Origin of the sequence: Microbacterium luticocti DSM 19459 (assembly GCF_000422405.1) — a bacterium.
Taxonomy (GTDB): Bacteria; Actinomycetota; Actinomycetes; order Actinomycetales; family Microbacteriaceae; genus Microbacterium; species Microbacterium luticocti.
Window position 1 is genome coordinate 148,158 of record NZ_AULS01000003.1, and the last position, 13,058, is coordinate 161,215.

Here is a 13,058-nt window from a genome sequence, read left to right on the forward strand (position 1 = left end):
CTCTCCAGGACTGGTGCGGGTCGGGCAAACCCGTCCCCAGGTTACTGCCCCGGGCGAATCACGACCAAAAGGTCTCCCGCCTCGACCTGGGCTGTTCCCGGCAGCACGACCCGTTCCACCAGTCCGCCGACGGGTGCGGTGATCGCCGCCTCCATCTTCATCGCCTCGATCGACGCGACCGGCGCACCGGCCTCGACACGCTCGCCTTCGGCCACCTTGACGGTCACCGCACCCGAGAACGGTGCGGCCACCTGACCGGGCTTGGACGTGTCGGCCTTCTCGGCCTGGCGGGCGGCGACCTCGATGCTGCGATCACGCACGAAGACCGGTCGCAGCTGACCGTTCAACGTCGTCATCACCGACCGCATCCCCTTGTCGTCGGCTTCGCCGATGGCCTCCAGGCCCACGTACAGCTGCACGCCGCGCTCGAGGTCGACGACGTGCTCGACGCCGGGGGTGAGCCCGTACAGGTAGTCGGCGGTGTCGAGCACACTGAGGTCGCCGAACCGCTCCCGCTGCTCGCGGAACGCACGCGTGGGAGCGGGGAACAGCAGCTCGTTGAGCATCTGCCGCCGCCCGGCCGCATCGCCGTCGAGCGCGGCCTGCTGCTCGTCGGTGAGCGGGGTGACCCGCGGGTCGACGGCACGCCCGGCGAGCACCTTGGTGCGGAACGGCTCGGGCCAGCCGCCGGGCAGGTCGCCCAGCTCCCCCGCCATGAACGACACCACCGAGTCGGGCACATCGTACCGCTCGGGGTTCGCCGCGAAGTCGGCCGGGTCGGCCTTGACCGCCGCCAGGTGCAGCGCCAGGTCGCCGACCACCTTCGACGACGGGGTGACCTTGGGCACCCGGCCGAGGATGTCGTCGGCCGCGGCGTACATGTCCTCGATGAGTTCGAAGTCGTCGGCCAGTCCCAGGGCGATGGCCTGCTGGCGCAGGTTCGACAGCTGCCCGCCCGGGATCTCGTGGTGGTAGACCCGACCGGTGGGGCCGGGCAGCCCCGACTCGAACGGGCGGTACAGGTGCCGCACCGCCTCCCAGTACGGCTCGAGCGCCGCGACCGCGTCCAGGTCGAGCCCGGTGTCGCGGTCGGTGTGCGCGAGCGCGGCGACCAGTGCCGACAGTGACGGCTGGCTGGTCGTGCCCGACATGGGCGCGGCGGCCGCGTCGACGGCATCCGCCCCCGCCGCGCTCGCCGCCAGCAGCGTCGCCAGCTGCCCGCCCGCGGTGTCGTGCGTGTGCACGTGCACCGGCAGGTCGAAGCGCTCGCGCAGCGCGGTGACGAGGCGGGATGCCGCAGTCGGCCGCAGCAGACCGGCCATGTCCTTGATCGCCAGGATGTGGGCGCCGGCATCGGCGATCTGCTCGGCCAGGCGCAGGTAGTAGTCGAGGGTGTAGAGGTCCTCGGCGGGGTTCAGCAGGTCGCCGGTGTAGCAGACGGCGACCTCGGCGACCGCGGTGCCGGTGCCGAGCACCGCGTCGATCGCGGGCCGCATCTGCGACACGTCGTTGAGGGCGTCGAAGATGCGGAAGATGTCGATGCCGGATGCGGCGGCCTCGGCGACGAACGCGTCGGTGACCTGCGTCGGGTACGGGGTGTAGCCGACGGTGTTGCGGCCGCGCAGCAGCATCTGGATCGCGAGGTTCGGCATCGCCTCGCGCAGCTTGTCGAGCCGCTCCCACGGGTCCTCGCCCAGGAACCGCAGGGCGACGTCGTAGGTGGCGCCGCCCCATGCCTCGACCGACAGCAGCTGCGGGGTCAGCCGCGCCACGTACGGCGCGACGGTTACCAGGTCCTTGGTGCGCACCCGGGTGGCCAGCAGCGACTGGTGCGCGTCGCGGAACGTGGTGTCGGTCACCGCGAGCGCGGTGCGCGCGCGCAGATCGGCGGCGAACCCGGCGGGACCGAGCTCGCGCAGCCGCTGCCGGGAGCCGTCGGGCACCGGCGCGGCGAGGTCGACGGCGGGGAGTTTGGCGGCGGGGTCGACCGACAGCGGGTTGGCACCGTTCGGCTTGTTCACGGTGGTGTCGACGAGCCAGGTGAGGATCTTGGTGCCGCGGTCCTTCGAGACGCGGCCGCGCAGCAGTTCGGGGCGCTGCTCGATGAACAGCGTCGACACGTCGCCGGCGAGGAACTCCGGGTCGTCGAACACCGCCTGCAGGAACGGGATGTTGGTGGCGACTCCCCGGATGCGGAACTCGGCCAGCGCCCGCCGGGCCCGCTTGACCGCCGAGGGGAAGTCGCGCCCCCGGCAGATGAGCTTGGCGAGCATGGAGTCGAAGTGCGGGCTGATCTGCGAGCCGGCCGCGGTGGTGCCGCCGTCGAGGCGGATGCCGGCGCCGCCCGGCGAGCGGTACGTGGTGATCTTGCCGGTGTCGGGACGGAAGCCCTGCGCGGGGTCCTCGGTGGTGATGCGGCACTGCACCGCCGAGCCGCGCAGCTGGATCTCGTCCTGCCGCAGCCCCAGCTCGGCGAGTGTGGCGCCGGCGGCGATGCGCATCTGCGCCTGCACCAGGTCGACGTCGGTGACCTCTTCGGTGACGGTGTGCTCGACCTGGATGCGCGGGTTCATCTCGATGAACACCACCTCACCGGCCCGCTCCCCCGCCGTCTCGAGCAGGAACTCGACGGTGCCGGCGTTCTGGTAGCCGATCGAGCGGGCGAAGGCGACCGCGTGCCGGTGCAGCCGCTGCCGCACCTCGTCGTCGAGGTTCGGGGCGGGCGCGATCTCGACCACCTTCTGGTGGCGGCGCTGCACCGAGCAGTCCCGCTCGAACAGGTGCACGGTCTCGCCGGTCGCGTCGGCGAGCACCTGCACCTCGATGTGGCGGGGACGGATGACGGCCTGCTCGAGGAACATGCGCGCGTCGCCGAAGGCACTGGCCGCTTCGCGCATGGCCTCGGCCAGGGCGGGTGCGAGCTCGGCCTTGGTCTCGACCCGCCGCATCCCGCGCCCGCCGCCGCCGGCGACCGCCTTGGCGAACAGCGGGAACCCGATGTCGTCGCTCTGTGCGACCAGGGCGTCGACGTCGTCGGATGCCTCGGTGGAGCGCAGCACCGGAACGCCCGCGGCGATGGCGTGGTGCTTGGCCTGCACCTTGTCACCGGCCATCTCGAGCACCGCCGCAGGCGGCCCGATGAAGGTGATGCCGGCGGCTGCGGCCTTCTCGGCCAGCTCGGGGTTCTCAGAGAGGAAGCCGTAGCCGGGGTAGATGGCGTCGGCGCCGGCTTCACGGGCGACGCGGATGATCTCGTCCACGTCCAGGTAGGCGCGCACCGGATGCCCGGCCTCGCCGATCCGGTACGCCTCGTCGGCCTTCAGCCGGTGCAGCGAGTGCCGATCCTCGTACGGGAACACGGCGACCGTGCGCGCCCCCAGCTCGTACGCGGCACGGAAGGCACGGATGGCGATCTCACCGCGGTTGGCGACCAGGATCTTTCGGAACATGCAGACCCCCCGATGGGCGACGACCGTCCCGGGCGGACGGCCGCCTGTGTGGCTGAGTGTGCTCTCAGCCTAGGGGACGGTAACGTAGGGCCTTGTGCACGTCCTCTCCGTCAGTTCCCTGAAGGGCGGCGTCGGCAAGACGACCGTGACGCTCGGCCTCGCTTCGGCGGCGTTCGCGCGCGGTGTGAAGACCCTTGTCGTCGACCTCGACCCGCAGTCCGACGTGTCCACCGGCATGGACATCCAGGTGGCCGGGCGCCTGAACATCGCGGATGTGCTGGCCAACCCGAAGGAGAAGGTGGTCCGTCAGGCGATCACCTCCAGTGGCTGGGCGAAGGTGCACCCCGGCACCATCGACGTGCTGATCGGCAGCCCCTCGGCGATCAACTTCGACGGCCCGCATCCCAGCGTGCGCGACGTGTGGAAGCTCGAAGAGGCCCTGGCCGCGGTCGAGGCCGACTACGACCTGGTGCTGGTGGACTGCGCGCCGTCGCTGAATGCGCTGACCCGCACCGCGTGGGCGGCCAGCGACCGGGTCATCGTGGTCACCGAACCGGGACTGTTCTCGGTCGCCGCCGCCGACCGCGCGCTGCGTGCCATCGAAGAGATCCGCCGCGGACTGTCGCCGCGACTGCAGCCGCTGGGCATCGTCGTGAACCGGGTGCGCCCGCAGTCGATCGAGCACCAGTTCCGCATCAAGGAGTTGCGCGACATGTTCGGGCCGCTGGTGCTGAGCCCGCAGCTTCCCGAGCGCACGTCGCTGCAGCAGGCGCAGGGCGCCGCCAAGCCGTTGCACATCTGGCCGGGCGACTCGGCGCAGGAGTTGGCCGCCGACTTCGACGCACTTCTGGACCGGGTGATGCGCACCGGTCGCATCCCCTCGCCCGACGGGTCCCCCGTCGTCTGAGCCCGGTGGTCTGAGCCCCGTCCTCTGCGCCCGGTCGTCTGAACCCCGTCGCCTCGGTCGCGCCGGATCGGTCCCGTCGCCGTGGCGACGGATGCCGCGGGCTCGCGGAGCGGCTACGCGGTGCGCTTGGCGCGGCGGGCGGCGAGCTCGTCGACCGGGTCGGGCTTCTGCGGGTCGAAGTCCAGCAGCGTCGACTCGACCTCGGTGAGCACCTTGCCCACGGCGATGCCGAACACGCCCTGTCCACGGCTGACCAGGTCGATGACCTCGTCGTTCGAGGTGCACAGGTACACCGAGGCGCCGTCGCTCATCAGCGTCGTTCCGGCGAGGTCGCGGATGCCGGCGGCACGCAACTGCTCGACCGCGGTGCGGATCTGCTGCAGCGAGATGCCGGTGTCGAGCAGGCGCTTGACGAGCTTGAGCACCAGGATGTCGCGGAAGCCGTACAGCCGCTGCGACCCCGACCCGCTCGCGCTGCGCACGGTCGGCTCGACCAGCTCGGTGCGGGCCCAGTAGTCCAGCTGTCGGTAGGTGATGCCCGCCGCACGCGCGGCGACCGCTCCCCGGTAGCCGACCTCGTCGTCCATCGCGGGAAGCCCGTCCGTGAACAGCAGGTCCACGGCGAACCGCTGTTCGCCTGCCGCATCCTCGGCGGTCATCGACATCCCCCTCTGCTGCACAGCACCTGACTCCACGCTAGAGGACGTCCGCCCCCGCGGCAACGACATCCGCTCCCGACGGTGCGGCGTGTCGCGGTCACCGCAGCAGGCGGTCCAGCGCCGCGCGCACGAAGTGGGTGCGCACCTCGTCGATGCGCCCGGCGATCTCGGGCGCGAGTTCTCCGGCGCGGCCGCGGGACGCGGCATCCGTCCGCCGCAGCAGCGGCGCCAGCGCCGACTCGATCAGCGCCGCCTCACGCTCGGCCGACTGGCGCAGCGGGCGCAGATGGCGCGGCTCGATACCGTGCCGCTCGAGTGCGACCAGTGCCCGCAGCACCGCGAGGGTCTGCTCGGTGTAGGTGTCGGCGGCACCGATCACACCGGTGCTGATCGCATCGTTGAGCAGCTGCGGGCCGGCCCCGGCGGCGCTGAGCAGTTCGGCGCGACGGTAGCGGCGGGCGGCGGGCGTGATCGAGGGCGGCACCGCGGCCGGCGGCGACGGGTCGCGACCGGCGTCGACGTCGGCCATGTACTCGCGGATGCGCGCCAACGGCAGGTAATGGTCGCGCTGCAGCGTGAGCGCGAGCCGCAGCCGCTCCACGTCGGCGGGGGTGAACTTGCGGTACCCGGACGGGGTGCGCAGCGGGGTGACGATGCCCTGCATCTCAAGGAACCGCAGCTTCGAGGCGGTGAGGGCGGGGAATTCGGGGCTGAGGCGGGCGAGCACCTGACCGATGCTCAGGACTCCCCCGCTCGCGCTCGCGCGACGGGGGGCGGATGCCGCTGCCATCAGCCCTCCGCTGAGGCCGGAAGATCGGCGGGCGAGACGAAGAAGTTCAAGCGGAACTTGCCGATGCGCACCTCGGCGCCGTTGCTCAACTCGGCACGGTCGACGCGTTCGCCGTTCACGTAGGTGCCGTTCAGCGAGCGCTGGTCGACGATCTCGAAGCGGCTGCCGTCGCGGGTGATCTCGGCGTGCCGGCGTGAGACGGTGACGTCGTCGAAGAAGATGTCGGCTTCGGGATGCCGCCCGACGGTCATCACGTCGCTGTCGAGCAGGTAGCGGGCGCCCGCGGTGGGGCCCGAGCGCACGATCAGCAGCGCGGACCGTGCCGGCAGCGCGTCGATCGCGTCGAGCTCGGCCTCGCTGAGGTCGCTGCCGAACGGGACGAACGAGAGGTCGGAGTCGTGCCCGAAGGTCTGCGTCGCATCGTGCGACGGGCCCGCAGGCGCGTCGGCGCCGCGCCGGATCTCGCCGGAATCGTGTCGCCGGGTCTCGTCCACGGTCGTCCTCCCTTTCCCCCAGACTAACCGATCCCGGCACCGCCGCGAGAGGGATGTGCCGGGTCTTCGACCCTAATGAAACCGGGCGCCGTACGTCCACTCGAGCACGGCCGTGCCACCGCCGGCGACGCCCGGGCGCGACCTGCCCGCCGTCGGCCGCGCGGGTAGGCTCGGCGGTGTGAGACCCGCCGCCGCCCTCGCCGCCCTGGCCCTTGCCGCCCTCGCCGTCCTCGGCGTGGCCGCACCGGCATCCGCCCACGACCAGCTGCTGTCGACCTCGCCCGAGAACGGGTCGCACGTGGACGCCCTGCCGGCCGAGGTGACGCTCACCTTCAACGACCTGGTCACCGACGCCGGCGGGGACGCGAACCAGGTGCACGTGCTGGACTCGTCGTGCACGCGCCTGGACACCGGCGCCGCGAAGGTCGTAGACAACACCATCACGCAACAGGTGCACGGCCAGGCCACCGGCCCGATCACGGTGCTGTGGCGGGCCGTGTCGCGCGACGGCCATCCGGTCTCGGGTGAGTTCTCGTTCACGGTCGGCGACGGCCAGGCCGCCGCATCCCCCAGCTGCGCGGCCGGCGACGCCGCCCCTGCCGCCGACGCCGAGCAGGGCGCGTCGCCGCTGCCCTGGGTCATCGCCGGCATCGTGCTGGTGGTGGTGATCGCGGGCATCGCGCATCTGTTGATCACCCGCTCGCGGCGCAGCGCCGACCAGTAGGCTGGAGCCATGCCACACTACGACGTCGTCATCCTCGGCGCCGGCCCCGGCGGGTACGTCGCGGCCGTGCGGAGCGCGCAGCTCGGACTGTCCACCGCGATCATCGAAGAGAAGTACTGGGGCGGTGTGTGCCTGAACGTCGGGTGCATCCCCTCCAAGGCGCTCCTGAAGAACGCCGACCTCGCCCACCAGGTGCTGCACAAGGCAGACCTGTTCGGCATCTCGGGCGACGTGCACTTCGACTTCGGCGTCGCGTGGGACCGCAGCCGCAAGGTCGCCGAGACCCACGTCAAAGGCATCCACTTCTTGATGAAGAAGAACAAGGTCACCGAGTACGAGGGGCGCGGCGCGTTCACCGGCCCGAACGCGATCACGGTGACCAAGGCCGACGGCACCACCGAAGAGGTCACCTTCGACAACGCGATCATCGCGACCGGGTCGACGGTGCGCACCCTGCCGGGTGTGACCATCGGCGGCAACATCGTGACCTACGAAGAGCAGATCCTCTCGCGCGACCTGCCCGGATCGATCGTCATCGTCGGTGCCGGCGCGATCGGCATGGAGTTCGCCTTCGTGCTGCGCAACTACGGCGTCGACGTCACGATCATCGAGTTCCTCGACCGCGCCCTGCCCAACGAAGACGTCGAGGTCTCGAAGGAGATCACCAAGCAGTACAAGGGCTACGGCATCCCGATCCTCACCTCGACGAAGGTCGAGACCGTCACCGACGAGGGCGGGAAGGTCACCGTCACCTACACCGGCAAAGACGGCCAGCCCGGTTCGATCCAGGCCGACAAGGTGCTGATGTCGGTCGGATTCGCCCCGAACGTCGAGGGCTTCGACCTCGAGAAGACCGGCGTGAAGCTCACCGAGCGCGGCGCGATCGACATCGACGACCACATGCGCACGAACGTGCCGCACATCTACGCGATCGGCGACGTCACCGCGAAGCTGCAGCTCGCGCACGTGGCCGAGGCACAGGCGGTGGTGGCCGCCGAGACCATCGCGGGCGCCGAGACCATGACCCTGGGCGATTACCGGATGATGCCGCGGGCGACGTTCTGCTCGCCGCAGGTGGCGTCGTTCGGGCTCACCGAGCAGCAGGCCCGCGACGCCGGCTACGACGTGAAGGTCGCGAAGTTCCCGTTCTCGGCGAACGGCAAGGCCAACGGCCTGGGCGAGCCGGTCGGGTTCGTCAAGCTCATCGCCGACGCGGAGCACCTCGAGCTGCTGGGCGGCCACCTGATCGGCCCCGACGTGTCGGAGTTGCTGCCCGAGTTGACGCTCGCGCAGAAGTGGGACCTCACCGCCCTGGAGGCGGCCCGCAACGTGCACACCCACCCGACGCTGTCCGAGGCGCTGCAAGAGGCCTTCCACGGCCTGGTGGGGCACATGATCAACCTCTAGACCGACTGCCCGGTCCCCGGTTTTTCCGGAACACGACGACGCCGCCCTGTACGAAGCCGAGGGCGGCGTCGCCGCGTCCGGGCGGCCGTGCGCTCGCTTGAGTGCACGGGCGGCCGACTCGGGGCGGCGTCGCCGCATCCGAGCGCCCGAGCCGGCGGGCGGGTCAGAGCGAGAGCGTGCGGGCGAGCTTCGAATCGGATGCCGCGACCCGGCCGCCGGCGGCGGCCACGAGTGCGTCGGCCGCGGCGAAGAACGCCGCGGTGTCGGCCGGGGCGGTGGGACCGAGTTCGACCTCCCATTCCCGCCAGGTCGATTCGGCGCCGGTGCGCTCGTTGCGCGCGATCACGTGATCGTCGACCACCTCGGCGACCACGTCTCCCGCCGCATCGCGCAGCAGGTGGGCGATGCGGTGGTTGCGGATCCGCGCGAGCGGCAGGTAGGGGCCCGACGCGTACGCGGCCAGCGCGGCCGCGACCTCGTGGGGCACCGCCGGCGCTGTGTCCTCGCCGGGTGCGGGGTGCGTGGCATCCAGCGGCCAGTGCCATTCGTGCCGCCCATCGGGGCGGGTCGCCTTGATGTGCCAGCCGGCGTCGGGCCCGCCCTCGCGGCGCCGCACCGCGACGCCGGCGTGGGCGAGCGTCGCCTCGGCGGTGTCGACGTACCGGGCATCCAGTTCGCGCACCTCAGGCGCATCGACCTGCACGACCCCGGGCAGCGCCGTCCAGTCGGGCAGCACGGCGGCGTCGTCGACGTCGTAGGCGCGCTCGATCTCGATCGAGTGCGCGCCGCTCACTCGTCGCGGCCGTCGGGGTCCGGGTTGATGTCTTCGGTCGCCTCAACGTACACGAAGCGCGCCTCGGTCGGTCCGTCGTGGTCGCCGGTGTTCACGTCGCGCCCGGCACGGTGGTAGATGAGCTGTCCCTCGCCGTAGGGCATGATCAGCGAGTCTGTCACCCCGGGTTCGAGCGGGATGAGCTGCCCGTCGAGCGGGCCTCCGGAAAGACGTGCGATGGCCATGGTCCCAGCGTACTGGGTGCCGGCTCAGTGCGACGGGAACCCGAGGCTGATCTGGCTCTCGCTGGGCTCGGGCCACCGGCTGGTGACCACCTTGCGCCGGGTGTAGAAGTTGAACGCCTCGGACCCGTACATGTGCGTGTCGCCGAACAGCGAGTTCTTCCACCCGCCGAACGAGAACGACCCGACCGGCACCGGGATCGGCACGTTGACACCGACCATGCCCACTTCGATGTCGTACTCGAACTGGCGGGCGGTCTTGCCGTCGCGGGTGAAGATGGCGGTGCCGTTGCCGTACGGGTTCTCGTTGATCATCCGCACCGCGTCGTCGTAGCTGTCCACGCGCGCCACAGACAGCACCGGGCCGAAGATCTCTTCGTCGTACACCCGCATACCCGGCCTCACGTCGTCGACCAGCGACGCCCCGAGGAAGAAGCCGTCCGAGTCGAACTGCTGCTCGCGCCCGTCGACGACCAGTCTCGCGCCCTCGCCCTCGGCACCGGCGACGAAGCCGCGCACCCGCTCGCGGGCGGCGTCGGTGATGAGCGGCCCGATCTCCGAGGCCGGGTCGAACCCGTCGCCGATCCGCAGGTTCTTCATGCGCTCGGCGATCTTGGCGACCAGTTCGTCGCCGACGCCGCCGACGGCGACCACCGCCGAGATCGCCATGCAGCGCTCCCCCGCCGAACCGAAGCCCGCCGACACCGCCGCGTCGGCCGCGGCATCCAGGTCGGCGTCGGGCATGACCACCATGTGGTTCTTGGCGCCGCCGAGGGCCTGCACCCGCTTGCCGTGGGCCGCCGCCTCGGTGTAGATGTACTTCGCGATCGGGGTCGAGCCGACGAACGACACCGCCTTGATGATCGGGTCGGCGAGGATCGCGTCGACGGCCTCTTTGTCGCCGTGCACGACGTTGAGCACGCCGTCCGGCAGACCCGCCTCGCGGAACGCATCGGCGATCCACACCGCGGCGGAGGGGTCGCGCTCGCTGGGCTTGAGCACGACCGCGTTGCCCGCGGCGATCGCGGTGGGTACCATCCACAGCGGCAGCATGGCCGGGAAGTTGAACGGCGTGATGCACGCGACCACGCCCAGCGGCTGGCGCACCTGGTGCACGTCCAGACCGGTGGCGATCTGCTCGGAGTACTCGCCCTTCATGTGATGCATGAGGCCGGTGCAGAACTCGACGTTCTCGAGCCCGCGGGCGACCTCACCGAGCGCGTCGGGAACGGTCTTGCCGTGCTCGGCGGTGATGATGCGCGCCAACTCCTCGGCCCGCGAGGTGATGATCTCGCGCACCCGGAACATCAGCTGTGCGCGCTTGACCAGACCGACATCCCGCCACTTCTTCTGCGCTTCTTGCGCGGTGCGGGCGGCGCGGGCGACCAGCTCGGCCGATGCGAGGCCGACCTCGGCGGTGGCGACCCCGTGCGACGGGTTGTAGACGGTGCCGCGACGCTCGCCCGGGTCGATGCGCTCGCCCCCGACGATGTGCGGGATGCGGGTCAGGGTGTCGGAGAGGGTGGTGCTCATGTGTGTTCCTTCGTGAGGGGTCGGATGCCTCGGTGCCCGGCTGTCAGCGGCCGTCCCAGCCGCGCAGCGTGCCGTCGGGTGAGGCGAACTTGGTGACGAGCGTGCAGTCCTTGCCGCCGAAGCCCTCGGCGATCAGTTCGTCCAGCTGCGAGAGGGCGAGCGTCGCGGCCGGAAGGTGCACGCCGGTGGTCTGCCCGGCCTGCACGGCCAGCGAGCAGTCCTTGCGGGCGAGGTCGACCGAGAACGTGGCGTCGAAGTTGCGGTTGGCCGCCGCGGTGGGAACGACGCCGGGCACGGGGTACCAGGTGCGCTGCGGCCAGGACTGGCCGCTGGAGACGTCGGCGACCTGGTAGAACACCTGCGCGTCCAGCCCGAGCTGTTCGGCCAGCTGCGAGGCCTCGGCCACGCCCATCATCGAGACGAACAGCATCATGTTGTTCACGAGTTTGGCGGCGATGCCGGCGGTTCCGGCGCCGCACGAGATCACCGATCCGGCCATGGCCTGAACGTACCCACGCGCGCGGTCGAGGTCGCCGGGCGCCCCGCCGAGCATGAACGTCAGACTGTGCGCCTCGGCGCCGGCCGTACCGCCCGAGACGGGACTGTCGACGAACGCGAAGCCGCGGGCGGCGGACTCGTCGTGGCACCAGCGCGAGGTCTCGACGTCGACGGTCGAGGTGTCCAGCAGCAGTGTGCCCTCGGCGGCGTGCGCCCAGATACCGTCGGGTCCGTCGTAGACGCCGCGCACATGCTGCGGCATCGGCAGCGACGTGAAGCACGCCTCGGCACCCTCCAGCGCCTCGGCCACGCTGGCGACCGTCGTCACGCCCCGCGCCTGTGCGGCCTGCACGCACGCCGGCGCGATGTCGTAGCCGCGCACGGTGTGCCCGGCGGCGACGAGGTTCGCGGCCATGGGCGCGCCCATGTGCCCCAGTCCGATCCACGCGATCGTCGACATCCTGCCTCCTCGAAGGTTGCCCGCAGCGGCCTGCCGCGAGAGCCGGGGCCGCGTCACGGCCAGGATACGCACGCCCGGCACTGCAGATCAATGCACGAACACGTGGCAAAGTTGCACGCACGCTGTGCACTGATGCACACTCGGACCCATGGGGCACGAACCGCAGCCGGAGGCGCTGACGACGTTCCTGGCCGTGGCACGGCTGGGCCGGTACACCGCCGCCGCCGAGGTGCTCGGCGTCAACCACTCCACCGTGTCACGCCGCATCGCCGCGCTCGAAGACGCGATGGGCGGACGGGTGCTGGTGCGCACCGGCGCCGGATGGGAGGTGACCGACCTCGGCCGCCGCGCGGTGGCGGCCGCCGAGGCGATCGAGGCGTCGCTGCGGGCGCTCGGCGAAGACACCGGCGGCGACCCGGTGCAGGGCATGGTGCGCATCGCCGCGCCCGAGGCGTTCACCTCGGCGTTCCTGGTTCCGGCGATGACGGTCCTGCAGGCCGAGCATCCCGCCCTGGCCGTCGAATTGCTGGCGGCGACCCAGCGGGTGCGGCAGAACCGGTCGGGCGTCGATCTCGAGGTGGTCGTGGGTCGCCCGCAGGTGCACCGGGCGTTCGCGACACCGGTGTGCGACTACTCGCTGCGGCTGTACGCCACCGCGGACTACCTCACGCGTCGCGGCGCACCGGCCTCGCTCGACGAGCTGTCGCGGCATCCGGTCATCTACTACGTCGAATCATCCCTGCAGGTCGACGAGCTCGACCGGGCGGTGCAGACCCTGCCCGCCTCTCCCCCGTCGATCCGGTCGACCAGCGTGTTCGCGCACGTCGAGGCGACGGCCGCCGGGGCGGGCATCGGCGTGCTGCCGGACTTCCTCGCCGACCACGATCCGCGCCTGGTGCCGGTGCTGGCCGATGACTTCGCGCATCCGCTCGAATACTGGGCGGTCGCCCGCGACGAGGGTCCGCGCAACGCGGCGGTCGCGGCGACGCTCGAGGCCGTCCACGCGCAGGTGCGGCGGGCGCGCGCGGCCGCCGGCGCGGGTCTCGAGATCAGGAGATGACACGGAATCAGGAGGATCCGGCCGAGATCGTCCTGAGCCGGTGATATCTCCTGTTCTGGGGAC

The 13,058-nt window shown here is 71.3% G+C and carries 12 protein-coding genes; 4 read left to right on the forward strand and 8 right to left on the reverse strand.

Going from position 1 to position 13,058, the window contains the following annotated elements:
- Positions 1-41: 41 nt before the first annotated feature.
- On the reverse strand, positions 42-3,449 hold the full coding sequence (locus H577_RS0105730) for a pyruvate carboxylase (protein ID WP_029145146.1): 3,408 nt from the start codon (positions 3,447-3,449) through the stop codon (positions 42-44).
- Positions 3,450-3,543: 94 nt separating this feature from the next.
- Between H577_RS0105730 and H577_RS0105735 the strand changes: the two genes are divergently transcribed.
- Positions 3,544-4,356, forward strand: coding sequence for a ParA family protein (locus H577_RS0105735; protein ID WP_029145147.1), 813 nt, complete (start codon positions 3,544-3,546; stop codon positions 4,354-4,356).
- Between the two features lie 113 nt (positions 4,357-4,469).
- On the opposite strand, the gene H577_RS0105740 is transcribed toward H577_RS0105735, so the two are convergent.
- The 3 genes from H577_RS0105740 to H577_RS0105750 form a co-directional block, all read right to left on the reverse strand.
- Positions 4,470-5,015: a MerR family transcriptional regulator gene (locus H577_RS0105740; RefSeq protein ID WP_029145148.1), complete on the reverse strand. Its 546-nt coding sequence runs from the start codon at positions 5,013-5,015 to the stop codon at positions 4,470-4,472.
- Positions 5,016-5,112: 97 nt separating this feature from the next.
- Complete coding sequence (gene ftsR, locus H577_RS0105745; RefSeq protein ID WP_029145149.1) at positions 5,113-5,805, reverse strand: transcriptional regulator FtsR; 693 nt, start codon at positions 5,803-5,805, stop codon at positions 5,113-5,115.
- Entirely contained in the window at positions 5,805-6,299 is a 495-nt protein-coding gene (locus H577_RS0105750) for an FHA domain-containing protein (RefSeq protein ID WP_029145150.1), read from the reverse strand. Before H577_RS0105750 ends, ftsR begins: the two co-directional genes overlap by 1 nt.
- Positions 6,300-6,477: 178 nt before the next feature.
- Between H577_RS0105750 and H577_RS15280 the strand changes: the two genes are divergently transcribed.
- The gene (locus H577_RS15280) at positions 6,478-7,023 is read left to right on the forward strand and encodes a copper resistance CopC family protein (protein WP_036283953.1); all 546 of its coding nucleotides are present in this window, start codon (positions 6,478-6,480) and stop codon (positions 7,021-7,023) included.
- A gap of 9 nt (positions 7,024-7,032) precedes the next feature.
- On the forward strand, positions 7,033-8,430 hold the full coding sequence (gene lpdA / locus H577_RS0105760) for a dihydrolipoyl dehydrogenase (protein ID WP_029145151.1): 1,398 nt from the start codon (positions 7,033-7,035) through the stop codon (positions 8,428-8,430).
- A 163-nt stretch (positions 8,431-8,593) separates the two neighbouring features.
- On the opposite strand, the gene H577_RS0105765 is transcribed toward lpdA, so the two are convergent.
- From H577_RS0105765 to H577_RS0105780, 4 genes are read right to left on the reverse strand one after another with little or no spacing between them, the layout of a single operon-like run.
- Positions 8,594-9,223 (reverse strand): CYTH domain-containing protein, encoded by a 630-nt coding sequence (locus tag H577_RS0105765; protein ID WP_029145152.1) that lies wholly within the window; start codon positions 9,221-9,223, stop codon positions 8,594-8,596.
- Positions 9,220-9,447 carry a hypothetical protein gene (locus H577_RS0105770; RefSeq protein ID WP_029145153.1) on the reverse strand — a complete coding sequence of 76 codons (228 nt, stop codon included), beginning with the start codon at positions 9,445-9,447 and terminating at the stop codon, positions 9,220-9,222. Before H577_RS0105770 ends, H577_RS0105765 begins: the two co-directional genes overlap by 4 nt.
- A 24-nt stretch (positions 9,448-9,471) precedes the next feature.
- A complete protein-coding gene (locus H577_RS0105775) occupies positions 9,472-10,977 on the reverse strand; it encodes a CoA-acylating methylmalonate-semialdehyde dehydrogenase (protein WP_029145154.1) in 1,506 nt (501 codons plus the stop codon).
- A 43-nt stretch (positions 10,978-11,020) separates the two neighbouring features.
- Complete coding sequence (locus H577_RS0105780) at positions 11,021-11,935, reverse strand: NAD(P)-dependent oxidoreductase (RefSeq protein ID WP_029145155.1); 915 nt, start codon at positions 11,933-11,935, stop codon at positions 11,021-11,023.
- 148 nt (positions 11,936-12,083) lie between these two features.
- Between H577_RS0105780 and H577_RS15285 the strand changes: the two genes are divergently transcribed.
- On the forward strand, positions 12,084-12,995 hold the full coding sequence (locus H577_RS15285) for a LysR family transcriptional regulator (RefSeq protein ID WP_036283955.1): 912 nt from the start codon (positions 12,084-12,086) through the stop codon (positions 12,993-12,995).
- The last annotated feature ends 63 nt before the right edge of the window (positions 12,996-13,058 follow it).

Bases quoted from the DNA above. Each gene is read 5' to 3' on its own strand.
- H577_RS0105730 (WP_029145146.1), bottom strand. From the start codon at position 3,449: ATGTTCCGAAAGATCCTGGTCGCCAACCGCGGTGAGATCGCCATCCGT.
- H577_RS0105740 (WP_029145148.1), bottom strand. From the start codon at position 5,015: ATGACCGCCGAGGATGCGGCAGGCGAACAGCGGTTCGCCGTGGACCTG.
- ftsR (WP_029145149.1), bottom strand. From the start codon at position 5,805: ATGGCAGCGGCATCCGCCCCCCGTCGCGCGAGCGCGAGCGGGGGAGTC.
- lpdA (WP_029145151.1), top strand. From the start codon at position 7,033: ATGCCACACTACGACGTCGTCATCCTCGGCGCCGGCCCCGGCGGGTAC.
- H577_RS0105770 (WP_029145153.1), bottom strand. From the start codon at position 9,447: ATGGCCATCGCACGTCTTTCCGGAGGCCCGCTCGACGGGCAGCTCATC.
- H577_RS0105775 (WP_029145154.1), bottom strand. From the start codon at position 10,977: ATGAGCACCACCCTCTCCGACACCCTGACCCGCATCCCGCACATCGTC.
- H577_RS0105780 (WP_029145155.1), bottom strand. From the start codon at position 11,935: ATGTCGACGATCGCGTGGATCGGACTGGGGCACATGGGCGCGCCCATG.
- H577_RS15285 (WP_036283955.1), top strand. From the start codon at position 12,084: ATGGGGCACGAACCGCAGCCGGAGGCGCTGACGACGTTCCTGGCCGTG.